Genomic DNA, 24,372 nt, shown 5'->3' on the forward strand with positions numbered 1-24,372 from the left:
TATGCGCCTCCAATAATCCATTTGAGAAGGCAATGCATGACAAACGGCGCGGGAACCGGACGCTACTGGCTGATGAAGTCTGAACCGGACGCCTACGGCTGGGATGATCTTGTCGCCGAAGGCGAAGGGACCTGGGACGGTGTGCGCAATCACCGCGCCGCCAACAACTTGCGAGCGATGCAGATAGGGGATGAGGCGTTCTTCTATCATTCCAATATCGGCAAGGAGATCGTCGGCATTGTCACGATCAGCCAGTCCGGCCTGATCGATCCTTCCGATCCCGAAGGAAAGTGGGCGGCGGTGAAGGTAAAGCCGGTACGCAAACTGAAAAAGCCGGTGACTCTTGCTCAGATCAAAGGTGATCCGGCGCTGGCCGGCATGGAGTTGATTAAGCTTTCGCGTCTTTCTGTCGGCGTGGTCACCCGAGAAGAATGGGATCACATATTGGCCGTTTCGGAAACCTGAGCAGCAAGATCGCGCCGGGCGAAAAGAGCGGGGCGCGTAAGCAAAGGCGCCCCTCGAGATCGTCCCGTTTTGGGATGGCCGCAACCCCGTTCTAGTCGACTGGTAAACAAATCATTAAGACGTGCATTCATGAAACGAATGACACGCCGCTCTCTCGTTCTGACGCAAGAAGCAGCCGGGCATCCCTTCCGGCGTTCGCTTCCCCCGCACGTTTTCAACCGGACGCCCTCTTTGGATGCCCAAGTCGAGGATAATGCTGAAGCGGCCCGTCGCTGGCGCATGAACGGAGGGGATTGGCGCGGTTTTCTGGCTGCCTATTGCGCCAGCTTCGTTGCGATGACTATCTTTATCGCCTGAAGGATTTAGGCCGTCACGCTGGCGCGCTCGGCCCGGAACAGCATATAGCCGAGCCAAGCCGATGCGCCGCAACTGACGGCGACCACCAAAAGCTGCCGGACCACCGGCAGACCAAGCCAGGTCATCAATCCGGTCACTAGTGCACCGGCGACCATTGCGCCGGAATTGACGATGTTGTTTGCCGCTATCGTGCGCGCGGTCTGTGATCGGTCCACGAAAGTCGTGAGGAAAGCGTAAAGCGGCACGACGAACATACCGCCACTGATCGCAATGCCCAGAAGTGTCAGCAGCAGCGGCGCTGCCAGCGGCTGCACCAGGAAAGTGGCGACATCCATAAGCTCGCCTTCCGCTCCACGCGGCGGCCAGATCGCGCAGACCTGCTGGAATGCGACCAGACACACGCCCATGCCTATCACTGATATTGGCGACCACCGGGCCGAAACGGTGCCTTTGAGAAGAGCATTGATCGTCACTGAGCCTATGGCGATGCCGACGGAGAAGATGACCAGGAACAGGCTGGCCACTTCCTTGCTGGCCATGAGAATATTCTTCGCGAGCGGTGGGAACTGAATGAACAGCACCGTGCCGATCGCCCAGAAAAAGCTGATGGCGCAAATGGCAAGATAGACGCGGCGGTCGCGCATGGTCGTGCGCACGAGTGCGATCGAGGATCGCACCACGTGGAAGTCCAACGGTTCGGGCTTGCACACCGGCGGGGCGGCGGGAACCCGCCCGCTAGCCAGGAAGCCAATCACTGCAACAGCTACAACCGCGACGGCGGCGGCATCGACGCTGATCCATCCAGCGACAATGGTTCCTGCCAACACCGAAAGATAGGTGCCCGCCTCCACCATGCCAGTGCCGGCGAGCACTTCTTCTCTCCCCAGATGTTGAGGCAGAATCGCGTATTTTATGGGGCCGAAGAAAGTGGAATGAACGCCCATCGCAAAGAGGGCCAACAACATCAGCGGAATCGCCAGGGTATGAAGGGCGATGCCTTGCCATGCCAAGGCCAGCCCGCTGCCACCGACCAGCATGATAAAGATTTCGCACGCCTTTATCACCCGGATCAGCCGCGCCTTGTCACGCATGTCCGCCATCTGGCCGGCCAGTGCGGAAAGCAGGAAGAACGGGATGATGAAGATAGCGGACGCCAGCGCGCTGAAGCGGGCTTCGGCCGCTTCGGAATGATATACCTCGTACACCACGTAAAGAACCATCGCGTTCTTGAACAGGTTGTCGTTGAACGCGCCGAGCAATTGCGTGACGAACAGGGGAAGGAAACGTCGTGCCCGAATGAGTTGGGTCGTCGTGGTCATGGCGATATGTGTAGCAGGTCTCACTCTCGTCGCGCGGGACACTTAATGCGCTGGGCGAGCGGCACAACCCCCGATCGGCACTTTATTCCATCCGTCCTTCGAGGCTATGGCGGTGGGACATGCTCACTTTGCCGAATATCCTCACCCTTTCGCGCATCCTTGCCGTGCCGCTGCTGGCCTTCCTTCTCTGGTGGCCGCGATGGGAATTCGGCTATGGCCTCGCCTTTGGTCTCTATTGCCTGATGGGCATCACGGATTATTTCGACGGCTATCTGGCGCGATCGAGCGGGACCGTTTCCAAGCTTGGCGTCTTCCTCGATCCGATCGCCGACAAGATCATGGTGGCGGCCGTGATCCTGGTTCTGACCGCGCAAGGCGTTCTTACCGGCCCGTATGTAGGTGACATGCACGTGATTGCAGGACTGGTGATTCTCGTGCGCGAGATTGCCGTCTCGGGTCTGCGAGAGTTTTTGGGCGGCTTGCAGATCTCAGTGCCGGTCAGCAAACTTGCCAAATGGAAAACGACCTTCCAACTCGTGTGCCTGGGCGCGCTGATTCTGGGGAATGCCATGCCCTGGTGGAATGTGCGGTTCGCCGCGTTTGAGATCAACGTACCGCATACCATCGGTTTGACGACGTTGTGGGCGGCGGCGGTGCTGACGGTGATTACCGGCTGGGATTACCTAAGGGTGGGCCTGAAACACATGGACTGATATGCGGCGCATCCGGCATGCGACGCGATTGTCGCTTTCCGGCTTGCGGGTCAACCCGCCCGCAATTCATCCGCCAGCATTCGAAATTCGTCGGAACGCGGCGAGTTTTTGCGCCATACCAGAGCGATCTCGCGGTTGGCATTGGGAGAGAGCAGCGGTCTCGCCACGACGTTCGTGCCATTGAGGATACCGGCATCAAGCGCCATCTCCGGCAACATCGTCAGGCCAAGGCCATTGTCCACCATCTGCACCAATGTATGCAGCGATGTGCCGATCATCGTGGCGCTGGCCCGCAGTTCCGGGCGATTACAGGCGGCGAGCGCGTGATCCTTGAGGCAGTGCCCGTCCTCCAGCAGCAGCAGGCGATGTTCATCGATGATATCCGGACTGACTTCGTCAGGCGGATTGCGCGGATCGTCGTGCGGGAAGGCTACGAAAAAGGCGTCGAGCTCGATCGTTTCCTTCTCCACCTCGCCGGTGGCGTAAGGTAGGGCAAGCAATACGCAGTCGGCGCGGCCACGGTGCAACGATTCGATTGCGGCGGCGCTTGGCTCCTCCCGCAGGAACAGCTTCAGGTTCGGTCGTTCGCGGCGCAGGCGCGGAAGCATGCGTGGCAACAGGAAAGGCGCGATGGTCGGAATCACGCTCATGCGCACATCGCCCGAGAGCGGCTTGCCGCTCGATTGCACCAGTTCGGAAAGCTCCTCCGTCTCGCGCAGGATACGGTGGGCTTTGGCGACCACCGCATTGCCCAGCGGCGTGAACCGCACCGCTCGCTTGGTACGCTCGACCAGAGTAACGTCGAGCAAGGTTTCCAGGTCGCGCAGGCCCGCCGATAGCGTGGATTGGGAGACGAAACAGGCGTCCGCGGCGCGGCCGAAATGCCCGTGCTCATGCAGCGCCACAAGGTACTGCAGCTGTTTCAGCGTAGGCTGATAGATGGTCATGAGGCGGCTTGACTGTCCGTGTATTCGCTACCCTTGCCGCCCCCGAAATTCTCTTCGTCGACATGAGTCATCTTGAGTTTGCCGTTTTCCACCGCGAAGGCAAGCTTGCCTTCCACGAGGTCAAGCGCATCGCGGCCGAACACCTCAAAGCGCCAGCCTTCCAGCAAGCTGAGATTTTTGCGCACCCCAGCAGCGAGCATCTCCAATTCGTCACTGCGGGCCAGCAGGCGAGCGGCTGCGTCGATCTCTCGCGCGCGGATCTTGAGCAATAGCTTCAGAAGGTCCGCAACAAGGGCACCTTCCTTGCCGAGTGGCGCGCCGCGCGGCACGCGCGGGGGCATTTCGTCTTCCGGCAGTGGATGTGCTTTTTCGATCGTGCTCATCAGCCGCTTGCCAATCTCGTTGTCCTTCCATCCCTGGGAAAGACCGCGGACTTTGGCGAGGTCGGCTTGTTGCCTCGGAGGATGGCTGGCCAGATCAGCCAGCGTTTCATCGCGGGCAATCCTGCCGCGCGGGATATTCTTGCTCTGCGCCTCATGCTCGCGCCATTCGGCGATTGCCTTGAGCCGCCCGAGCATCTGTGGATTGCGCCCCGCCGCCTTGATTCGCTTCCACGCCTGGGAGGGATCGTTGCGATAATTTTCCGGATCGGCGAGCTTTTCCATCTCTTGATCCAACCACTCGCCTCGCTCGGTTTTAATCAGGCGTTTGAGTATTTTCGGGAAGATCCTCGAAAGGTGAGTCACGTCGCCGATGGCATATTCGATCTGCCGCTCCGTCAGGGGTCTTCGGGACCAGTCGGTGAAACGCGCACCCTTGTCGATCGTAAGGCCCAGCCAGGATTCGACGAGGTTGGAATAGCCGATCTGTTCAGACTGGCTGATCGCCATCATCGCGATTTGGGTGTCGAAGATGGGATGCGGCGTTCGGCCAGTGGCGTTGAAGATGATTTCCACATCTTGGCCGCCGGCGTGGAAAACCTTGAGAACGTCTTCATTATCGGTCAGCAGATCCAGCAGCGGCGAAAGGTCGATGCCTTCAGCCATGGGATCGACCGCAGCGGCTTCTTCTGTATTGGCGATCTGGACAAGGCAGAGCTCTGGCCAATAGGTGTTTTCACGCATGAACTCGGTGTCGACCGCCACGAAGTCCGACTTCGCAAGACGCGTGCACAGATCGGCAAGTTCCTGAGTATTCGTGATGAGAGGATGAATTTTCATTGAACAGGGGCGTTACTCCCGAGAAGCCGGGGGATCAACGCTTGCTTTGCTGTGGGGCATCGCGCGGTACGGCGGAGCAGCTTCGCGGACGACGGGCGGCAAACGCCATCTGGAAATCATGGCATTAGTCGACTAGGGGCCACGGCTTGCACATCCTTTATCAGTGAAGAAGCGCGAAACCGCCATGACTCATCCCTATCGCTCTCATACCTGCGGCGCCCTGACCTCGGCGGAGGTCGGCCGGACCGTCCGCCTTTCGGGCTGGGTACATCGCAAGCGGGATCATGGCGGCGTCCTGTTCCTGGACTTGCGCGACCACTACGGCGTTACCCAAGTAGTTGCCGATGCGGATAGCGCAGCGCTGCAATTGCTCGATTCGCTGCGTCTCGAAAGCGTTGTCACTATCGAGGGCGATGTGAAGGCGCGCAGCGAGGCGACCGTGAATCCGAACCTCTCCACCGGACAGATCGAAGTCTATGCGCGTTCCGGCACTGTCCTTTCGCCTGCGGAAGAATTGCCTATGCCGGTGGCAGGTGAGCAGGAATATCCAGAGGATATTCGTCTCAAGTACCGTTTCCTCGATCTGCGCCGCGATACGTTGCACGCCAATATCGTCAAGCGCACGAAGATCATCTCGGACATGCGCAAGCGGATGGAGGCGATCGGCTTTACGGAATATTCCACGCCGATCCTCACGGCCTCCAGTCCTGAGGGCGCGCGCGACTTCCTAGTGCCCAGCCGCATCCATGCCGGCAAGTTCTATGCGTTGCCGCAGGCGCCTCAGCAGTACAAGCAGCTCCTGATGGTCGCGGGTTTCGATCGTTATTTCCAGATTGCTCCCTGCTTCCGCGACGAGGATCCACGTGCCGACCGCCTGCCCGGCGAGTTCTACCAACTTGACCTCGAAATGAGCTTCGTCACTCAGGAGGAAGTCTGGGAAACCATGGAGCCGGTGCTGCAGGGCGTGTTCGCTGCGTTTGCCGAAGGTAAGCCGGTGACCCCGTCAGGGCAGTTTCGCCGTATTCCTTACGCTCAGGCCATACGCGATTACGGTTCGGATAAGCCGGACTTGCGCAACCCGCTGATTATCAAGGATGTGACGGAGCATTTCAAAGGTTCGGGCTTTGGCATCTTCGCCGGCATAGTCGAGAACGGTGGCGTAATCCGCGCCGTTCCGGCGCCGGGCGCGGGTGCGGGCAGTCGCAAGTTCTTCGATGATATGAACAATTGGGCGCGCGCTGAAGGATTTTCCGGCCTTGGCTATATCAACATCAAGGAAGGCGCGCCGGGTGGCCCGATCGCCAAGAACCATGGCGACGAACGAACGGCGGCGTTGATCGACGCGTTGGGCTTGGGACCTGACGACGGCGTGTTCTTCGCGGCGGGCAAGGAAGAGCAGGCGGCCAAGCTTGCCGGGCTGGCGCGCACTCGCGTTGCCGAGCAGCTCGATCTGATCGACAAGGATCGGTTTGAACTGTGCTGGATAGTCGATTTTCCGTTCTTTGAATGGGATGAAGACAACAAGAAGCTCGATTTCGCACACAATCCCTTTTCGATGCCGCAAGGCGGGATGGAAGCGCTCGCCACGCAGGATCCGCTCGATATCAAGGCGTACCAGTATGATCTTGTCTGCAACGGCTATGAGATCGCTTCCGGTTCGATCCGCAACCAGAGCCCGGAACTGATGGTCGCCGCGTTCGAGAAGGTCGGTCTGTCCAAACAGGATGTCGAAGAGCGCTTTGGCGGCTTGTACCGCGCGTTCCAGTACGGCGCACCTCCTCACGGCGGCATGGCCGCCGGCGTCGATCGCATCGTCATGCTCCTGTGCGGTGCGCAAAACCTGCGCGAAATTACATTGTTCCCGATGAACCAGCGTGCGGAGGACTTGCTGATGGGAGCGCCTTCTCCGGCGGAGTTCAAGCAGCTCCGCGAATTGCATTTGCGCGTGGTCGATGCGGCGAAACCTGCGGTGAGCACGCCGGGACACATTGTCGCGCCCGACGCGGGCTGATAGCTTTCTCGCGCCTAGAATGGGTAGGACGGCTTCGGTTGAGCCGTTCCCGCGTCGGCGCACCTGTGACGTGACCAGGCAGCCTCAGGGCGAGCCCCCTGGCCTTTACCCGGAACGCGTCGCGTTCCGGCAAGGAAAGGAGCGCAGTCATGTCGCGGCCGTATATTTCCCTTATCACATTGGGCGTTGCCGATGTCGCGCGCGCCAGAATATTCTATCGCGATGGGTTCGGCTGGAAACCGGTATTTGAGACGGAAGAAGTCGTCTTCTTCCAGATGAACGGTCTCGTTTTTACCTTGTGGGACAAAGCCCAGTTGGAAGCGGACATGGAAAGGCCCTGTCCAGCGGCGGGCAGCTTCGCGCTCGCGCACAACGTTGAAAGCATAAGCCGTAGACCATCTGGTCGAACGACTGGTGGCGTCAGGTGCGCAGCTTTTGCGTGCGCCTGATGCCCCTCCACACGGCGGATATCGCGGCTACGTGGCCGATCCTGACGGGAACGCCTGGGAAATCGCATGGAATCCCGCTTGGCGGATGGACGAGGCTGGCCACGCCATCTTCGCGTTGTAGGCTAACTGTCTCGTGCCCCTTGCCAGCGCGCCGCCCAGTCATTAGGGCGACTGGCGAGATTTAATCCTCCGGATTGTGAAGGGGTCATAGAATGAGCGATACCGCCGATCGGGTTAAGAAGATCGTCGTCGAGCACCTGGGTGTGGAAGCCGACAAGGTTACCGAGGATGCCAGCTTCATTGACGATCTGGGCGCGGACTCGCTCGACATCGTCGAGCTGGTCATGGCCTTCGAGGAGGAATTCGGCGTCGAGATCCCGGACGACGCGGCTGAGAAGATCAGCACCGTTTCCGATGCCATCAAGTACATCGAAGAGAACAAGGGCTAATCCCCTGAACCTGCGTTCCGCCCATGGTTGGGCGTGGGCAGGGCAGCAAGCCCGGATTGAAATGGACAGGCTCGACCTCTAAGGGGGCGGGCCTGTTGCCGTTTCGGCCAAAGGAATTTCGGAGAGTATAATGCGTCGTGTCGTCGTAACCGGACTTGGTCTTGTCACCCCGCTGGGGGGGGACGTCGAAACCACCTGGGCCAATATCCTTGCCGGAAAGTCGGGTGCCGGACCGATCACGAAATTCGATGCGTCAGATCAGAAATGCCGCATCGCCTGCGAGGTGAAGCCAGCCGATCATGAATATGGCTTCGACCCCAACAAGCGGGTGGATCACAAGGTGCAGCGCCAGGTCGATCCTTTCATCGTCTTCGGGATCGACGCCGCCGGCCAGGCGATCGAGGATGCCGGCCTCATCGAGATGGACGAAGCGACCCGTTTCATGGCGGGCTGTTCAATCGGTTCCGGCATCGGCGGTTTGCCCGGAATCGAAAGCGAGTCTCTTGTCCTGCATGAAAAGGGCCCCGGCCGAGTCAGCCCGCACTTCGTTCACGGTCGTCTCATCAACCTGATCTCTGGTCAGGTTTCGATCAAATACGGCCTGATGGGGCCGAACCATGCTGTCGTTACGGCTTGCTCAACCGGCGCTCATTCGATTGGTGACGCCGCGCGCATGATTAAGGACGGCGATGCGGACATCATGCTGGCCGGCGGTGCTGAGAGCACAATTTGCCCTATCGGCATCGCCGGCTTCGCACAGGCGCGCGCGCTGTCGACCAACTTCAACGACGAACCGACCAAGGCCAGCCGTCCCTATGATAAGGACCGTGATGGCTTTGTCATGGGTGAGGGCGCCGGCGTCGTCGTGTTGGAGGAGTACGAGCATGCTAAGGCGCGCGGCGCGAAGATTTACTGCGAAGTGATCGGTTACGGTCTTTCCGGCGATGCGTATCATGTGACGGCGCCGCATCCGGAAGGTTCGGGCGCTTACCGATCGATGGCGATGGCGCTGCGCAAGGCGGGCCTTGAGCCCGGGGACATCGATTATATCAATGCTCACGGCACTTCCACCCCGCTGGGCGACGAACTAGAGCTTGGCGCGGTTCGCCGCTTGTTCGGTGACGCCATCGGCGATGTCTCGATGAGTTCGACCAAGTCGGCCATCGGCCATTTGCTGGGCGGTGCGGGCGCGGTTGAATCGATCTTCTGCATTCTTGCCCTTCGCGACCAGATCGTGCCGCCAACGCTCAACCTCGACAATCCGAGCGAGAGCTGCCTTGGCGTCGACCTTGTGCCTTTCACGGCGAAGAAGCGGGAAGTGCGTGCCGTGCTTAACAACAGCTTCGGGTTCGGCGGCACTAACGCCAGCCTCGTCATGCGCAAGCTCGACTGACATGATGTCGCGGCGCGGGTGTGTTCTGGCCGCAGTTCTTGCCGCAGCCGTGCTGCTGGGATTCGCAAGCCTCCTGAACGGTTGGTTCGGATCGGGACCGCTTGCAAAGGATCAGGACTTCATCGTTCCAAATGGCGCCAGTCTGTCAGTGGTGGCCGATCGGTTGGAGGAGAAGGGAATTATTCGCTCCTCCAGAGGCTTCGCTTTGCGGGCTCGCGTCTTTGGCGGCGGGGGCGGCATCAAGGCCGGTGAGTTCAGGATCCCGGCGCATGCCAGCGCCAGCAAGGTTCTGTCGATAATCTCCAGCGAGAACGTGATCCGTCGCTTCGTGACGGTGCCCGAGGGCATGCCTTCGATCATGGTCCAGGAACGGCTTATGGCTGTTCCCCAACTTACAGGCGAGGTCGCCATTCCGGACGAAGGTTCGGTTCTTCCTGATAGCTACGCTTTCGAAAATGGCGAACCACGCCAAACGGTGCTTCGCCGGATGCAGGCGGCAATGAACCGCACGCTCAAGGAACTCTGGGCCGAACGCGCGCCCGACCTCATAGTGAAAACGCCCGAGCAGGCGTTGATCCTCGCCTCGATCGTCGAGAAGGAGACGGGCAAGCCCGAGGAACGCCGCATGGTGGCGGGCCTTTATTCCAACCGGCTCAAGAAAGGCATGTTGCTGCAAGCTGATCCGACGATCATCTACCCGATCACTAAAGGCAAGCGGCTCGGCCGGCGCATTCTGCAGTCCGAAATCCAGGCGATGAACGATTACAATACCTATACCATGGTGGGCCTGCCCAAGCATCCGATCACGAATCCCAGCGGGGCTTCGATAGAGGCAGTGCTGCATCCCGCCGACACCGATGCGCTCTATATGGTTGCGGACGGTACGGGTGGTCACGTCTTTGCGAGTACGTTGGAACAACATAACGCCAATGTGGCGAAATGGTTCGCCATCCGCCGCGCTCGCGGCGAGCTGTGAACGAGCAGGTCCCCGATTCGTCCACGCTGGGCGTCAGAAGGTCAGGCGCTCCACTTTTAATCACTGCCGAACTGCCAGCCGATGTGCTTGCCTGGGCAGACGCGCTGCGCCGGGCGCACTATCCGCCCGAGCGCAACAGGCTGAGGGCTCACGTTACGCTGTTTCACGCGCTGCCCCCTTCGGTGAAGCATGAACTGCTGCAAGTCCTTATCGAGCTTGCCCGCGGTCCCGCTCCGGAAGCGCGGATCAACGGCCTTATGAAGTTGGACCGAGGGACGGCGCTGGCTGTGGAAAGTCCAAAGATGGTGGAATTGCACGCCACGATTGCCGAGCGCATGCATGGCCTCTTGGCTGACCAGGACACCCGTCCGCTGCGACTGCATGTGACGATCCAGAACAAGGTGCCGACCCAAACCGCAAAGGCGCTGCAGGCCCGCCTTGCACCTCAATTGAAGCCGGTGTTGTTCCGATTTCACGGCTTTGGTCTCTATGCTTGGGAAGAGGGGTTGTGGCACCCGATCCGCACCATTGCTTTTCGTGGCTGAAACCCGCTTTTTCAGTGTTGACCGCAAAGAACCACCACCCTAAAGGACGCCGCCTGCACCGAATGCCGGTGCATCGATCGGACCTTCCGGTATGATCCATCACCGGCAGATCGCGATGTGGCGGAGTAGCTCAGTCGGTTAGAGCAGCGGAATCATAATCCGCGTGTCGGGGGTTCGAGTCCCTCCTCCGCTACCAACATCGAACGCTAACACGCCCACATTAGAGCGCCGAGCGAATAATGCACAACATATCAGGCGGCCGGACAATGTCAGCGCAATCGATTTCGCTGGCCAGCAAGCAGCGTTTTTGACGGTAAAGCTTGCCTCCCTCGGCAGCCGTGGCGGGGATGAAGGATGTGCCGTGACACCATGTTCGGCCGCAAGCCTCTCGGCCAGCTCGGGCAGTGTCAGCAGCCATCGGCGTCGACTCAAGCAATCACAACATCCCGAAAGGCTGATAGTTTGCGGCCTCCCGCCGGCCGATCCTGCCTGGCAGGGGCCGGCGATCCCGTCTGCGCCTTACGCTGGGCCAAGCGAACCGCCGTGGCGGCACTCGTTCTAAGCTGACGCGTCGCAACTCGCCGCGAACCTCCCTCCGCAATAGCCGCATAAACCTGATCTCGAAGATCAACTGAATGTGCTTTGCTCATGGTCCACCTTCACAAAGCGTGCCTCGCAGGAATCACTCGATTCAGGTTTTCCGAAATCCGCTCGAGCATTCTCAGCGCCGGGTTTTCGTTCGAAAGCGCGGCCGCCCTGAGCAGGCCAACATTTCCTTCTGATGCGCGTTGATCCCTCGCACGTTCGGGCGTCCTCGCATTGGAGCGATGCCGCGATGGCGGCCCGGACGTGCTGGTGCTGGCAAAAGGAGATAGTCATGGATTGGCTGGAGGTACTTTTCGGTCCTGACCAGGGGACACCGAATACGGCCCAGTTCTGCGTTCGGGCGTTGCTCCTCTTCTTTTATGGCTTGCTCTGCATACGCGTTGCCGGGCGTAGAACCTTTTCCGACTTGAGCCCTCTCGACATCCTGGTGGCTATCGTGGTGGGATCGAATATCAGCCGTGCCATGACCGGCAAGGCGCCATTCGTGCCATCCCTTGTCGCCACATCGCTGCTGGTGGTTCTTCATCGGCTGGTCGCCATGGCCACCGTCCACTCGAATTGGTTGGCAAAGTTCGTCAAAGGTGAGCCCACCGTCCTGGTGCGGGACGGCGTGGTTGATCGCTCGGCTATGCGATTGCATCAGCTTAGCGAAGACGATTTGCTTGAGGGCCTGCGCATGGAGCAGGCCGGCGCGATTGAGGATGTTGCCTTGGCTACTGTGGAGCGGGGTGGGAAGATCAGCGTTTTGAAGAAATAGCGCCACGGTCTTGGCGATCGTGAGACGTGTGCGAGGCGGCGCTCCATTCCGGCAGGCGGGTGGCCTCTGCGGCGCGGGTCAATAATCCGGGCCATGCCCGAGCGGCGCTGATCCCCAACGCTCGGAGAACAGGTCTATCCAGCACGTCTTGCAAGGCCATTGCACGGAAGAGCTGGCCTTTCGTCGCCGCATGATACTTGAGACGATACTCGCCTGCTCCAAGCCCTTCACCGATGCACTGGGCTGCCACCGCCGCGCTGCGAAGCGCCAAGGCCATGCCATCGCCCGAAAGAGGTGCCGTCATGGCCGCCTGGTCCCCTAGCCGGAATATCGGGCCGCCATGTTCGGAGCGTCGCGGTGCGCTGTAGACGAGATTGGCGATCGTCAGCGGTCGCGGGAAAAGCGGTTCGGCATCAGTCAGTATGGTCCGGCAATGATTTAATGACACCAGCATCTTCGCGACATCCGCCCATCTTCGTCCAAGTTGCTGCAGACGTCGGCGCCGGATAATGAGGCAGAGGTTCGCGTGGCCGCCTTCGATTAGTTGCAGACCTGCATATCCACCATCAAACAGGATCAGTTGGATAACTCCATCCAGACGCCTTCGCGCCGCACTGCCTAGGCGATAATGCATTTTGAAGCCCACATAGGGATTGTCATCTTCCTTTCGCCGGGGGCGCTGTTCCTGTCGCACGGGCAGCTTTCCCGTTGCCAGGATGACGTGCCGGCCGCTGCGGGCCCCGGCACTTGTGCGCACCTGGTCCTGGCCAATCCCCAGTACGCGAACACCGCGTTCGACCCGTGCTCCTGCCGCCGCGGCCTGCCCGATCAGCGTTTCATCCAGCGTGTAACGACTGAGGCCCAGGGCCTTGAAAGGCAAAGGCGCCTCGATGAGGGCATTGCCAAAGATCAAGTGGATGCGCTCGATAGGTGCGGCGCCCAGAGCCAAAGGATCGATTCCAAGCTCAGACAAATGCTGGTGAGCCTCGATCGAAAGGAACTCGCCGCAGATCTTGTGATGGGGTCCGGTTTCTCGTTCGATCAAGTGCACGCTCTGACCGGCGCGCGCCAACAGCAAAGCGGTCGCGCTGCCTGCAAGACCACCGCCGAGGATCAATGCATCAGGCACGGCGACCCAGCAGAGTGAAACGAAAACTTTCCGCGGCCATACCCGGCCCGAACGCCATAGCCAGGCCGGGCTGCGGCAAATCTTCCTCTCGGCGCTGATCCAACATGCGAGCCAGAATGAACATCAGCGTCGCCGAGGACATATTGCCGAAAGCACGAAGAATGGCTCGTGACGGTTCGAGTGAGTCCCCTCTCAAAGCCAGACCTTGCTCGACCGCGTCCAGCACGGTGCGGCCACCCGCGTGAACCGCCCAGAGGGAAAATGCTTCCGGCGTCTGTCCACGCAGTAAACCGTCAGGCAGGTTGCATTCTCTTTGGTGCCGCAACGCCTCGGCTATGCGCGCGGGTACTTCGCCGCCCAAGTGCATGTGGAAGCCTTGATCCCCAATCGCCCAAGTGATCGCATCGGCAGTGCCGGCGATCGTTTCCGCACGAAAATCCTTGAGGGCGATGCCGTGAGGTTCCGCCGTGACGAGCGCCGCCGCCGCGCCGTCACCGAAGAGCAGCATCGCGAGCAGTTTCTCAAGATCGTCCGTGCGTTGAAAATGTAGCGTGCAGAGTTCCAGCGTCACCATCAGCACTCGAGCGTCCGGCGTCGAACGGACGATGTGATGTGCGAGCCGCAGCGAGTTCACGGCCGCATAACATCCCATAAATCCAACTACGGTGCGTTCGATACGGGGATCGAGTCCAGCCTGCGCGACGATCGCTTGATCGAGACCGGGCGCCATGAAACCGGTACAGGACGCGACGATGAGGTGCGTGATGCCCGCGCTGGCGATGCCGGGATCAAGCGCGCAGATCGCCGCCACAGCAAGGGCCGGCGCATCACGCTCGTAACGGGCCATGCGCAGGCTTGTGGACGCCCATTCACCGGCGCCGTAAAAACCGTCCCGATCAGTGACGGCGCCGTCCGGCAGCATCACCGGCTCCAGAAAGGAGTAGCGCTGATTTATCCCGGCGCGTTCGACCATGCGGCCGAACAGACGCCGCGCCTTGTCGTCTTTCAAACTGGCCTTGGCGAAATGAACGAAGGCGTCGTGGACACCATGGGGTGGGTTGGCCGTGCCGATGCTGTTGATATGCGCCGTCACCGCGCTCATGCCCGTCGTCCTATCAACACGGCGTTGAGACCGCCGAATGCAAAACTGTTTGATGCCAGTATAGGGGTGTCGATTGCGCGAGATGAAAGCGCGAGAGGCAGATCGCAAGCAGGATCGGGGCCGATATGATTGAGGATCGGAGGCGCAATACCTTCCACCAGAGCTTTGACGCCCAATAGGAACTCGATTGCGCCGGCTGCGCCAATCATGTGGCCGTGCGCCGACTTTGTAGCGATAACCGTATGACGGTGCAGCGCCGAGCCGTAAACGCGTTGAAGCGCAGCTGCCTCGGCCGGATCGTTGAGGGCCGTGCCTGTGCCATGCGAGGAGATCAGCGCGGGTTGTCCCGGTGGTACGCCGGCGTCTGCATACGCGCTTTCTATGGCGGCCGCTATTCCATCGATGTCAGGCGCGGTCATGTGTGCAGCGTCGGTGCTGGCCCCGTAGCCCGCCAGTTCGGCAATAACTTTGGCGTTGCGGGCGCGGGCATGATCCTCTCCTTCCAACACGAACATGGCCGCCCCTTCGCCCAGCACCATTCCCTGTCGATCCTGCGAAAATGGTCGACAAGTGTCGGAAGCGAGTACGCCCAGCGATTGCCACGCCGTCCATGATCCAAGTGAAAGGCACGCTTCGGTGCCTCCGGCGATGGCGGCGTCTATGCGACCGGCGCGTATCATGTGCATCGCCTCGCCCAACGCATGGCCTGATGAGGCGCATGCGCTTGACAATGTGAAGGTCGGGCCATGAGCGCCAAGCAGCATCGCGATATGGGCGGCGGGTGCACTAATCATCGAGGCCGGGATCGTTTGCGGATGCACTTTCGCGTGGCCTTTGGAGAACAGGCGTTCGTAAGCTGCATCGATCGTCGCGTTGCCGCCGCTGCCGCAGCCTACGATGATAGCTGCACGACTGTTGAAAACAGGGTGCCCGGCAAGACCTGCCTGCTCGACCGCTTCGCAAGCCGCTTCGAGGGCGCGAAGCGAGAGTCGGTCCAGCTTGCTCATTCGCCGCAAGTCGTGAGAAGATAAGCGCGACGGCGTCTCGCCGTCGTCGATCCATGACGCAACCCCGGTAATGCTTTCGCGGATAAAGGAACGGATCGCGCCGTCCCCGTTGAGAGCGCGTTTCCACGTCACGTTTACGCCCGATCCCAGGCCGCTTATGCAGCCCATGCCGGTGATGACGACCTTGCGCTTCATGCGCGTGCGGCGGTGATGCGGTCGATCAACTGCTGAAGTGTGGAATCGCGAGGAATATCCTCCGGCTGGATCTCAATGCCGAACTGGTCTTCCAGTTCGAACAGCAGACTGACTAGATCGAGCGACGATATGTCGAGCGTGGCAAGAGTAGCGTCAGGCAGGAGCTTGTCTGGAGGCAGTCCGGTTTCCTTGGAAATCAGCGATATGATCTCTTCGTTCGTCATTTGCCCGGCTCTCCCGCGATGCGTGTCCAGTGACGGGTCTGACACAGGAACAGAATACAACCCGTTACGTTCAACCTTGCCGACGGGCCGACGGCAATCGCCGCGCGGTAGATGCGTCCGGCCTTCGGGTCATACGCTTGTCCACCCCGCCAGCGGCCGTCGGCGCGTTTCAGGCCGCTCAAGATCGTCATTCCAACGAGGGGACGGATGCGTAATTTTGGGTCAGGGTTATTGATGTCGTGCGTCGGTGCGGTCGGATCGAGTACGCGCACCAGCGTGCCGCAAATGGTGGCCCCGCAAGGCTCAATTTGGATAACTCCCGATCGGTCATCCGTCAGCCAGCGGCCATAGACTGAAGGTTCCGCCTCGGCGCCGACACTGTCTGCTACCATGATGACGGCGAACCACGTCAGGAGGTGGATAGATTTCATGCATTTCCTGGCCCCGAAGGCCCATCCGCGAGATCGAGTTCCCAAGGGCGACTCCAAAAGATCGGACACTAGTGCGGCCAAGTGTGCTAAAGGTGCAATCTGTTTCCGCAAGGCAATGAACTTTTCGGTTCATCTCCGCCGCCGGAGCGGGCGTGCATCAGGGAGACAAGCGGTGTTGCGTCGATATCTTGTTGTGATGGCCGGTGGCCTGATGATGATTGCGCCGGCGTCGGCCCAATCCCCGGCGGACATGTGGACCAGTCCTCAGACGTTGACGGTCAAGCTATCGAGTTTCGAGTACGATCCCTCAACGATCACTCTCACGCACGGAGCGGCCTATACGCTTCATCTTGAGAACATGTCGTCTGGGGGGCACGACTTTCAAGCGAAGGAATTTTTCGCGCAGGCGCAGATTGCGTCCACTGACCGAAACAAAGTGGTGAAGGGGAAAGTGGCCGTACCTGGCAAGCAAAGCGTCGATGTAACGCTGATCGCGCCAACCGTCGGTACTTATCAGGTGCATTGCACACATTTTATGCATAGCGCTTTCGGAATGACTGGGCGCATTGTGGTCCAATAACGAACCACGCCGCGCGATGGCAGCGGATCTGCGCTTGCGGGAGAGAATGTCGTGACCTCATTAGCCATCCGGTCCCGCCAGGAAGAACAGATGGACGCCGTCGATCTCGACAGCGAAACTTATGGGCGTGTGCTGCATGATCTGGCCAAAGTGAATCGCTGGACTTTCACGGCGCATCCAACGCTGGTCTATTTGAAACGCGTCGCTGGCCATAGTCCATCTTTCAGTTTGCTGGACGTCGGCTTCGGGCATGGCGATTTGCTTCGCGCCGTGGCCCGATGGGCGAGACAATGCGGCATTGAAGCCAAGCTGGTCGGCGCGGACATCAATCCGAGAAGCGCAGAGATTGCTCGGCGCGCCACTCCGCCCGATTTTCGGATCGATTATCGCACTGGCGACTATTCGGTTCAGCCGGAAGCTTTCGACTATATCGTCAGCAGCCAGGTTACGCATCACATGAGCGAGGAGCAATTGGTCTGCTTCCTGCGGCACATGGAAAAAGAAGCCCGCCGCGGCTGGCTCATATGCGATCTTCACCGCCACTGGTTCGCTTATTACGGCTTCCCCCTTTTGGCGCGGATACTGGGTGTCCATCGCATCGTCAGGCAGGATGGCCAGCTTTCAATCGCCCGCTCGTTCCGGCCTAACGAATGGACACCCGTTCTGAAGAGCGCCGGTGTTGATATGGAGCGGACACGGATCGTTCGCCGGTTTCCGTTTCGGCTATCGGTCGAGCACACAAGAATGAAGCGGTCACGGCTTTGAACCACGATTTAAATGGGTCGTCCGTCTCGAGAGAAGCCGAGATGGCAGCCTTACCGCCAACCTTTCTCCCGAGTATCTTCTCCCCCTTTGCGTCTCTTCGTCGGCCTTGCCAGATCGTTGCGCGGGGTCAATGATCGCCTGTTCCAGCACGGGCATCTGATCCAGCGGAAAACGGGAGCGACCGATGCGCAAACGTCTTGTTCTGTTTGTCATCGCGTTCGCCATATCGGCTGGCGTTGGTTTCTGGTTTGTTTGGCAGCGACCTGTCTCGGTGACCACGGCTGCAGTAGAACGCGGATCGGCAGTGGAACTGGTCTATGCCACCGGTTATGTTGAGCCCGAACATCCGGTAATCGTATCGTCGCGTGCAACGGCGCCGGTGGCGGCTGTGCTTGTGAACGAAGGCGATCCGGTAGCGCGGGGACAACCGCTTGTCCAGCTTGATGACAGTGAGCAGCATGCACTCTTGGCGCAGGCCGCTGCAGACGCGCAGGGCAAGACCTTGGCGGAGCGGCGTGTCACGACGCTCTACGCCGAAGGATGGGTGACCCGTGCGGCTCGAGACGAGGCGGTTGCCGCCGCCAAAGCTGCGCGCGCTTCATCTTCGGCGCTGAGCGCACGGCTTGACCAGATGACGGTGCGGGCCGGCATCTCTGGTGTGGTGCTCAAGCGCGAGGTTGAACCAGGCGATCTAGCCACGCCCGGGAAAGAATTGCTGCAATTGGGAGATCCTGCGAGCGCGCGCATAACCGCCACGGTTGATGAACGGGACATCATTCGTGTGCATGTGGGTCAGGTGGCGCTTCTTTCGGCCGACGCCTTTCCCGGCAAGGTTATCCGTGGACGCGTCTATGAAATCACGCCCGGCGGAGATCCGACCCAACGCGCCTTTCGCGTGCGCATTCATGTTGAGGACGCGATCTCCTTGCCGTTTGGGCTGACGCTGGAAGTCAACATCGTCGTTAACGAGCATCAAAAGGCCCTGCTGGTGCCGACGGGGGCCGTGATTGCCGGTCGCGTCTGGCTGGTGCGCGATCATCGTGTGCAGCCGCGCATGGTGGGAACCGGTATAACGGGGACTGACAAAACGGAAATCGCCTCCGGTCTCCAAGCCGGCGATATCGTAGTCGTCAATCCTTCCGCCGGGCTGAGGGAGGGCGATCGGGTCCGGCCATGACGAACCGAATCTGGTTCCTTATCGCTATCGCACTCAGGCATTTGTCGCGTCGTCGCCGGCAAACGGCGGTAGCGGTAAGCGGGGTTGCCGTTGGCGTCGGGTTTTTCCTTGCGGTCTCCGCGCTGATGGTCGGAAGCCAGAACGATTTTATCAAGCAGCTGATCGATGCGGCGCCGCACATCATCATTTCCGATGAATTGCGAAGCCCTTTGCCGCAACCGGGCCTGCGCGCTTACGCCGGCGGCGCGATCCAATTGCATGGCTACAAAGTTCGCAACGAAGTGCGCGGTATTAAAGACTGGCAAGCGGTGCTCGCCGCCGCCAATGCTGTGCCGGGCGCGATAGCCTCGCCAAGTCTGACCGGCGGTGTAACTCTGCGCTTGGGCGGCCATGATGAAGCGATCAGCATTGTGGGCGTAGAACCGGAGATCGAAAGCAGGATCAGCACGATCGAGGACAAGCTCCGCGTCGGCCACCTGCGCGATCTAGAAACCACGCAAGGCGGCATTATCATCGGTGAGGATTTGGGCCGCCGGTTAGGCGTGCGGGTAGGGGATATCGTCGCGGCTACATCTTCTTCCGCGAGTGGGCGCTCGATGCGTGTCGTGGGCCTCTTTAAGAAGGGACAGACGCAGCTTTCATCCGGAGCGGGCTATGTGCTTTTGCGCGAGGCGCAATCGCTGCTTGGCAGGCCCTTCATTATCAATCGCATTGGCGTGAAGCTTTCCGACCCTTACGCTGCGCAAGTCGTGGCGGCGCGGCTGGAGGCGCGTTTCGGTTACAAGGCCGAAAGCTGGCAGGAGCGCTCGGCGGATTTTCTGTCGTTATTGATGACCCGCAACGTCATCATGTACTCGGTTGTCTCCGCGATCCTGCTGGTAGCCAGCTTCGGTATCTACACGGTCGTTTCCAACAGCGTATCCGACAAGCGGCGAGACATAGCGATCATGAGGTCGATCGGGTTCTCGCAAGGGGACCTGCAATTCATCTTCGTGGTCGAAGGGCTGGTGCTGGCTTTGATCGGCGTGTTGATCGGCTGGTTTCTGGGATACACGCTAATGACGATTCTGGGGTCGTTGCGCTTTCCGATCAGCGACGATGTTCAGCACGTTCCGCTCGATCGATCTCCGCGCCAGTATTTCATCGCCGCTGCTGCTTCTTTTCTTGCCGGGGCCATCGCGGCCTGGCTGCCCGCCCGAAAGGCGGCGAGCGTCGATCCGGTGGATATCTTGCGAGGCGCGGTATGAGCGCGATCCTTGAGGCGCATGCATTGGAGCGCGTTCTGCCAGGCGATGTGCCCGTCACTCTCGTCCACGACGTCAGCCTCCAGGTGGAAGCCGGTGCGTTCACCACGATCGTAGGTCCGTCCGGCTGCGGCAAATCGTCATTGCTATATCTACTCGGTCTGATTGATCGGCCCACCAGTGGCGAATTGCTGGTTGAGGGGAGGGAGGTCAGCCGCCTTTCCGGGGACGAACGCGCGCGCATACGGCTGGCGCGCTTCGGCTTCGTGTTCCAGTTTCACTTCCTACTGCCCGAATTTTCAGCGTTGGAGAATGTGTTGCTGCCCATACAAAGACTGGGGCAGCTGACGAGACAGGAGGCGCATAGGAAAGCGCTGGGCTTGTTGGCGGGTGTCGGCTTGGAGGAGAAGCAGGCCAAGACTCCGGATCGTCTTTCCGGTGGGGAGCGTCAGCGGGTCGCCATCGCCCGCGCACTTGCCAACGATCCGGTGCTGATTCTCGGCGATGAGCCCACCGGCAATCTCGACAGCCATAACAGCGCGCGTGTCGTCGAGACGCTGCGCGCTCTAGCCCATGAGCAAGGGCGCGCCGTGGTGTGCGTAACACACGATACCGGAATCGCGGAGCTTTCCGATATTCAGATCGAAATGCTGGACGGACGAGTGGAGAAGGTCATCGATCGCAGGCCGGCGTGAACCGGCGCCCCCGCCTGGCCTGTCAACTGATCTTGCGGATCCAGCCGTGCTTGTCTTGCGCGTCGCCTCGCTGAATGGCGACCAGCTTGGCTTTGAGTTTTTGCGTCAATTGTCCCGAACCGCCCGACCCGATGGTGAACTCGCCATCGCGTCCGGTCACTTTGCCGATCGGCGTAACCACTGCTGCCGTGCCGCAGGCAAAGGTTTCGACCAACTTGCCCGATCCGGCATCGGCGCGCCACTGATCCAAGCTATAGCGGCTCTCCTCCACCTTCAACCCTTCCTCACGAGCGAGCGTCAGCAAGCTGTCGCGAGTGATGCCAGGCAGGATGGTGCCGGTCAGTGACGGTGTAAGCAGCGTGCCATCGTCAAACACGAAGTAGAGGTTCATGCCCCCCAGCTCCTCGATCCACTTGTGCTCGGCGGCATCGAGGAACACGACTTGGTCATGCCCGCGTGCAATCGCCTCCGCCTGCGGCACAAGGCTGGCTGCGTAATTGCCGCCGCACTTGGCCGCGCCAGTGCCGCCGGGCGCCGCACGTGTGTAGTCCGAAACCCAGATCGATACCGCGGGCGCACCTGACTTGAAGTAGTAGCCGGCCGGACTGGCAATGACGATGAACTTGTATTGCTTCGCAGGGCGGACGCCGAGAAATGCCTCGGTCGCGATCATGAACGGACGCAGGTAGAGTGAAGCGCCTTCGCCGTCAGGAATCCAGGCGCGGTCGATCTGAACAAGCTTCTCAACCGCTTCGACGAATACTGCTTCGGGCAATTCTGGCATGGCCAGGCGCTGTGCCGACTGATTGAAGCGCGCCGCGTTGGCTTCCGGACGAAATAGCGCGATGGACGCGTCCGTCTGCTTGTAAGCCTTGAGACCCTCGAATATCTCTTGCGCATAGTGCAGGACGGCAGCCGCCGGATCGAGCGCGATCGGCTGACGCGGACCGATCACCGCGTCGTGCCAGCCACGTCCGTCCGTCCATTCGATAGTCACCATGTGATCGGTGAAATGGGTCCCGAAACCGGGATTGGCGAGCACTGCGGCGCGCGCATCCTCACTGACCGACGTGTGATGGGCAATGGTGTGGAATTGAAGGCCGGCGCCGGCGAGACTCGCCATCGAACATAGATCCTTGCATTGTCTTGACTGCGCGCCTTTGAACAAAAATTACGTAAGACGCAACTGAAAAGTAATTTTCCATCTCTTGCATTTTGTCATAGCATGATGGCGGCAGCACGCAAATGGCCGGGTTGAAGGTCATTTTCTCCGCCATTGTCCGCTGCTACGCCGCGATATTCAAGCCCTCCGGCAGTTGATGATCGCGGGCCTGCAGAAACCAGCGATCCGTTCCTTCAAGGCCAAGCGCTGTCAAAGTTCCATGAAGATAGGCGCCGGTGTCGATTCCGATGCGATTAGAGCAGACGTCAGGAAGCTCGCTGATCGTGTGCCCGTGGATTACGAAAGCGCCGAAATCGCCCTTGTGACTAAGGAAGGGCTCGCGGATCCAGCGGCACTCCTGCTCGATCTGTTCGGCAATGGGAACCTCCGGTCGAATCCCAGCATGGACGAAAAGGTAGTCGCCCAGACGCACAGTGGGATCAAAATGCTCGATAAAGTCGAAATCGGCCTGTGGAATGGCTGCATTCATAAGGCATTGAAGCTGCTCGATGTCGGTTATCGCACCGGTTCTCAAATCGACGCCATAGGACTCGATCGTTTCCAATCCCCCGAACCGGAGAAAGCCATCGAGCGCGGCCAGGTTTGTGCGGCTCTCCAACAGCATTTCCTCATGATTGCCCATGATGAACTTCACGCGGCGTTGGCGAGACCAGTCGCGCGCGCGCATGAGCACCCCCGCGCTGTCTGGGCCGCGATCGATCAGGTCGCCCAGCAGAACCACTGTCGTTTCCGCCAGCATGCGGTGCTCGTCGTCTTTTTCGATTTGCTCGATCAACTGATCGAAAAGGTCGATACGCCCATGGATATCACCGATGGCGTATACGCGCTCTCCAAAGGGCACCGAAGGCGGGCTTGCCGACGCGGGTCGGGCCCACAGATTTCTTAGTCTTCCCAACATTTGCGCAGCGCAATCTATAGCCCCCCCGATGCGCCCTAGCAAGGTAAGGATAGTCCAAGGCGGCAGTGGCAAAAAGTCCACACCGCGTTTCTGGAATGTTGCAGAATTGAAATTTTTCTTGTGCAACGCACCGCTGCGTTGCAGCATTATCGTACTGTCGCGAACCGGCCCAATAAAGAGGTTCGGGCGACACAGCAGGCGGGACGAGGCATCAAAATAAAATTGTGAGGGAATAAATATGCTTATGTCCGTCCGCGGCGCCATCGCCGCCACTCTCCTCGCGGGCACGGCGCTCGCGGCTACTCCTGCCTTTGCCGATGAGGCTGCTCCGCCGAGCGATATCACCGTCACCGGCAGCGCTTCGGTTGCGTCGCAGTACCGGTTCCGCGGCATTTCGCAGTCCGACAACAAGCCCGTCATCCAAGGCGCGATCACGGTAAGCCATAGCTCTGGCTTCTACGTAGCGACCTGGGGTTCGAGCGCGACCGGCAATGACGCGGTCGACATCGGCGGAACGGAAATTGACGTCTATGGCGGCTGGACCGGCAAGCTTGGCGGCAGCGGCGTGACGCTGGACGCCGGCGTTTATGGCTACCTCTATCCGGGCAACACCCCCGGCAACGTGTACGAGCTCTACGGTTCCTTGGCCTATGCGCTGGGTCCGGTGAACGCGAAGGCGGGCGTCTATTTCGCGCCCGATCAGAAGAATACCAGCCGTTCCAACACTTACGTTTATGGTGAGTTGAGCGGCGCCATTCCGAATACCCCGCTGACCGTTCATACGCATCTGGGCCATACCGGTGGCGCGTTCGATTTTCCGAAGCAGTACATCGATTACACCGCTGGTGTCACCTATTCGTGGAAGCACCTTTCGCTGGACGCGTCGATCGTGGGCACCAATCTCAAGCGTAGTGATTTCGTCGCGGCCGGCTGCGATACCCCCGGTTTCGCCAGCTGCAACACCCTTCATCGTGTTTCGAAGGCTGTCGGCGTCGTCACTCTGACCGCTTCGTTCTGATCGAACGACACAAAGTCGTTTCGCAGGAGGACCCGTCTGGAGCGTTCCGGACGGGTTTTTCCGTTGTTTATGTGAATAGATTCGTCTCCATTTCACGCTTCGGTGGATGAACAGCGTGGAGCGGACGGTTTTCCCCGGCCATCGCTAATCCTCGGATTTCCTACCGTCGGCGCGAATCATGCTTGTCGACGGCCGTACCCGTGATAACCGTTGCTTCCCGGCGACGAATTTGAGGAATCCCTGTGACCCGATATCTCCACACCATGATCCGCGTGACCGATCCGGATGCGACCATCCGTTTCTTCGAACTCCTGGGCCTTAAGGAAACGCGACGCTTTACGAGCGAGAAGGCCCGGTTCACGTTGATTTATCTTGCACCGGAAGGGCAGGAGGAGGCCGAGGTCGAATTGACTTACAACTGGCCGGCGGAAGATGGCTCGGCCGAGATTTATACCGGAGGCCGCAACTTCGGCCATCTCGCTTATCGAGTCGATAACATCTATGAGACGTGCCAGCG

28 protein-coding genes and 1 tRNA gene are annotated in these 24,372 nt (G+C 59.9%); 19 read left to right on the forward strand and 10 right to left on the reverse strand.

Annotation, left to right across the window (positions count from 1 at the left end; genetic code table 11):
• The first annotated feature begins 36 nt into the window (after positions 1-36).
• Together V7D69_RS11270 and V7D69_RS11275 are read left to right on the forward strand one after the other, a co-directional pair.
• Positions 37-465, forward strand: coding sequence for an EVE domain-containing protein (locus tag V7D69_RS11270; RefSeq protein WP_333605855.1), 429 nt, complete (start codon positions 37-39; stop codon positions 463-465).
• A 129-nt stretch (positions 466-594) separates the two neighbouring features.
• Positions 595-822: a hypothetical protein gene (locus tag V7D69_RS11275; RefSeq protein ID WP_333605838.1), complete on the forward strand. Its 228-nt coding sequence runs from the start codon at positions 595-597 to the stop codon at positions 820-822.
• Between the two features lie 5 nt (positions 823-827).
• On the opposite strand, the gene V7D69_RS11280 is transcribed toward V7D69_RS11275, so the two are convergent.
• Positions 828-2,141, reverse strand: a complete 1,314-nt coding sequence (locus V7D69_RS11280) for an MFS transporter (RefSeq protein WP_333605839.1) — start codon at positions 2,139-2,141, stop codon at positions 828-830.
• A 119-nt stretch (positions 2,142-2,260) separates the two neighbouring features.
• Between V7D69_RS11280 and pgsA the strand changes: the two genes are divergently transcribed.
• The gene (pgsA, locus tag V7D69_RS11285) at positions 2,261-2,854 is read left to right on the forward strand and encodes a CDP-diacylglycerol--glycerol-3-phosphate 3-phosphatidyltransferase (RefSeq protein ID WP_324062264.1); all 594 of its coding nucleotides are present in this window, start codon (positions 2,261-2,263) and stop codon (positions 2,852-2,854) included.
• Between the two features lie 50 nt (positions 2,855-2,904).
• Here the strand turns inward: pgsA and V7D69_RS11290 are convergent, their stop codons facing one another.
• Both V7D69_RS11290 and rnd read right to left on the reverse strand, forming a co-directional pair.
• Positions 2,905-3,801 carry a hydrogen peroxide-inducible genes activator gene (locus tag V7D69_RS11290; RefSeq protein WP_324062262.1) on the reverse strand — a complete coding sequence of 299 codons (897 nt, stop codon included), beginning with the start codon at positions 3,799-3,801 and terminating at the stop codon, positions 2,905-2,907.
• Positions 3,798-5,021 (reverse strand): ribonuclease D, encoded by a 1,224-nt coding sequence (rnd, locus tag V7D69_RS11295; protein ID WP_333605840.1) that lies wholly within the window; start codon positions 5,019-5,021, stop codon positions 3,798-3,800. Before rnd ends, V7D69_RS11290 begins: the two co-directional genes overlap by 4 nt.
• A 184-nt stretch (positions 5,022-5,205) precedes the next feature.
• Between rnd and aspS the strand changes: the two genes are divergently transcribed.
• The 9 genes from aspS to V7D69_RS11340 all read left to right on the forward strand — a co-directional run bounded on the left by aspS (position 5,206) and on the right by V7D69_RS11340 (position 12,207).
• On the forward strand, positions 5,206-7,032 hold the full coding sequence (aspS, locus tag V7D69_RS11300) for an aspartate--tRNA ligase (protein WP_333605841.1): 1,827 nt from the start codon (positions 5,206-5,208) through the stop codon (positions 7,030-7,032).
• Between the two features lie 149 nt (positions 7,033-7,181).
• Positions 7,182-7,481: a VOC family protein gene (locus V7D69_RS11305; protein WP_324062256.1), complete on the forward strand. Its 300-nt coding sequence runs from the start codon at positions 7,182-7,184 to the stop codon at positions 7,479-7,481.
• The gene (locus tag V7D69_RS11310) at positions 7,447-7,602 is read left to right on the forward strand and encodes a hypothetical protein (RefSeq protein WP_324062254.1); all 156 of its coding nucleotides are present in this window, start codon (positions 7,447-7,449) and stop codon (positions 7,600-7,602) included. The genes V7D69_RS11305 and V7D69_RS11310 overlap by 35 nt, the downstream gene beginning before the upstream one ends.
• Positions 7,603-7,693: 91 nt before the next feature.
• Positions 7,694-7,930 (forward strand): acyl carrier protein, encoded by a 237-nt coding sequence (locus tag V7D69_RS11315; RefSeq protein WP_039282540.1) that lies wholly within the window; start codon positions 7,694-7,696, stop codon positions 7,928-7,930.
• A 130-nt stretch (positions 7,931-8,060) separates the two neighbouring features.
• Positions 8,061-9,323 carry a beta-ketoacyl-ACP synthase II gene (fabF, locus tag V7D69_RS11320; protein ID WP_333605842.1) on the forward strand — a complete coding sequence of 421 codons (1,263 nt, stop codon included), beginning with the start codon at positions 8,061-8,063 and terminating at the stop codon, positions 9,321-9,323.
• A gap of 1 nt (position 9,324) precedes the next feature.
• The gene (gene mltG, locus V7D69_RS11325; RefSeq protein ID WP_333605843.1) at positions 9,325-10,299 is read left to right on the forward strand and encodes an endolytic transglycosylase MltG; all 975 of its coding nucleotides are present in this window, start codon (positions 9,325-9,327) and stop codon (positions 10,297-10,299) included.
• Entirely contained in the window at positions 10,296-10,844 is a 549-nt protein-coding gene (locus V7D69_RS11330) for a 2'-5' RNA ligase family protein (protein WP_333605844.1), read from the forward strand. The genes mltG and V7D69_RS11330 overlap by 4 nt, the downstream gene beginning before the upstream one ends.
• A 119-nt stretch (positions 10,845-10,963) precedes the next feature.
• Positions 10,964-11,040: transfer RNA gene (locus V7D69_RS11335), tRNA-Met, on the forward strand.
• Positions 11,041-11,721: 681 nt separating this feature from the next.
• The gene (locus V7D69_RS11340; protein ID WP_324064310.1) at positions 11,722-12,207 is read left to right on the forward strand and encodes a DUF421 domain-containing protein; all 486 of its coding nucleotides are present in this window, start codon (positions 11,722-11,724) and stop codon (positions 12,205-12,207) included.
• Here the strand turns inward: V7D69_RS11340 and V7D69_RS11345 are convergent.
• Genes V7D69_RS11345 through V7D69_RS11365 form a run of 5 tightly spaced genes read right to left on the reverse strand, consistent with a single transcriptional unit; the run spans position 12,188 to position 16,295 of the window.
• Complete coding sequence (locus V7D69_RS11345; RefSeq protein WP_324064311.1) at positions 12,188-13,336, reverse strand: NAD(P)/FAD-dependent oxidoreductase; 1,149 nt, start codon at positions 13,334-13,336, stop codon at positions 12,188-12,190. The two genes, V7D69_RS11340 and V7D69_RS11345, sit on opposite strands and share 20 nt — an antisense overlap.
• Positions 13,329-14,438, reverse strand: a complete 1,110-nt coding sequence (locus V7D69_RS11350; RefSeq protein WP_333605845.1) for a type III polyketide synthase — start codon at positions 14,436-14,438, stop codon at positions 13,329-13,331. The genes V7D69_RS11345 and V7D69_RS11350 overlap by 8 nt, the downstream gene beginning before the upstream one ends.
• Positions 14,435-15,640 carry a beta-ketoacyl-[acyl-carrier-protein] synthase family protein gene (locus tag V7D69_RS11355; RefSeq protein ID WP_324060941.1) on the reverse strand — a complete coding sequence of 402 codons (1,206 nt, stop codon included), beginning with the start codon at positions 15,638-15,640 and terminating at the stop codon, positions 14,435-14,437. The genes V7D69_RS11350 and V7D69_RS11355 overlap by 4 nt, the downstream gene beginning before the upstream one ends.
• Positions 15,637-15,864 carry an acyl carrier protein gene (locus V7D69_RS11360; RefSeq protein WP_333605846.1) on the reverse strand — a complete coding sequence of 76 codons (228 nt, stop codon included), beginning with the start codon at positions 15,862-15,864 and terminating at the stop codon, positions 15,637-15,639. The genes V7D69_RS11355 and V7D69_RS11360 overlap by 4 nt, the downstream gene beginning before the upstream one ends.
• Positions 15,861-16,295: a DUF2147 domain-containing protein gene (locus V7D69_RS11365; protein WP_333605847.1), complete on the reverse strand. Its 435-nt coding sequence runs from the start codon at positions 16,293-16,295 to the stop codon at positions 15,861-15,863. Before V7D69_RS11365 ends, V7D69_RS11360 begins: the two co-directional genes overlap by 4 nt.
• A gap of 172 nt (positions 16,296-16,467) precedes the next feature.
• On the opposite strand from V7D69_RS11365, the gene V7D69_RS11370 reads away from it, so the two are divergent.
• The 5 genes from V7D69_RS11370 to V7D69_RS11390 all read left to right on the forward strand — a co-directional run bounded on the left by V7D69_RS11370 (position 16,468) and on the right by V7D69_RS11390 (position 20,756).
• Entirely contained in the window at positions 16,468-16,875 is a 408-nt protein-coding gene (locus V7D69_RS11370) for a cupredoxin domain-containing protein (RefSeq protein ID WP_333605848.1), read from the forward strand.
• Between the two features lie 90 nt (positions 16,876-16,965).
• Complete coding sequence (locus V7D69_RS11375) at positions 16,966-17,640, forward strand: methyltransferase domain-containing protein (RefSeq protein WP_333605849.1); 675 nt, start codon at positions 16,966-16,968, stop codon at positions 17,638-17,640.
• A gap of 184 nt (positions 17,641-17,824) precedes the next feature.
• On the forward strand, positions 17,825-18,817 hold the full coding sequence (locus V7D69_RS11380) for an efflux RND transporter periplasmic adaptor subunit (protein ID WP_333605850.1): 993 nt from the start codon (positions 17,825-17,827) through the stop codon (positions 18,815-18,817).
• A complete protein-coding gene (locus V7D69_RS11385; protein WP_333605851.1) occupies positions 18,814-20,064 on the forward strand; it encodes an ABC transporter permease in 1,251 nt (416 codons plus the stop codon). Before V7D69_RS11380 ends, V7D69_RS11385 begins: the two co-directional genes overlap by 4 nt.
• Positions 20,061-20,756, forward strand: coding sequence for an ABC transporter ATP-binding protein (locus tag V7D69_RS11390; protein ID WP_333605852.1), 696 nt, complete (start codon positions 20,061-20,063; stop codon positions 20,754-20,756). The genes V7D69_RS11385 and V7D69_RS11390 overlap by 4 nt, the downstream gene beginning before the upstream one ends.
• Before the next feature lie 22 nt (positions 20,757-20,778).
• Here V7D69_RS11390 and V7D69_RS11395 read toward each other — a convergent pair whose 3' ends face one another.
• A complete protein-coding gene (locus V7D69_RS11395) occupies positions 20,779-21,879 on the reverse strand; it encodes a branched-chain amino acid aminotransferase (RefSeq protein WP_333605853.1) in 1,101 nt (366 codons plus the stop codon).
• A gap of 163 nt (positions 21,880-22,042) precedes the next feature.
• Entirely contained in the window at positions 22,043-23,101 is a 1,059-nt protein-coding gene (locus tag V7D69_RS11400; protein ID WP_333605856.1) for a metallophosphoesterase family protein, read from the reverse strand.
• On the opposite strand from V7D69_RS11400, the gene V7D69_RS11405 reads away from it, so the two are divergent.
• Entirely contained in the window at positions 23,076-23,855 is a 780-nt protein-coding gene (locus V7D69_RS11405; RefSeq protein ID WP_324061283.1) for a TorF family putative porin, read from the forward strand. The two genes, V7D69_RS11400 and V7D69_RS11405, sit on opposite strands and share 26 nt — an antisense overlap.
• Positions 23,856-24,097: 242 nt before the next feature.
• Positions 24,098-24,372: VOC family protein (locus tag V7D69_RS11410; protein WP_333605854.1), on the forward strand; the 275-nt coding region annotated here is incomplete at its 3' end.

Source organism: Novosphingobium sp. (assembly GCF_036733805.1).
Taxonomy (GTDB): Bacteria; Pseudomonadota; Alphaproteobacteria; order Sphingomonadales; family Sphingomonadaceae; genus Novosphingobium.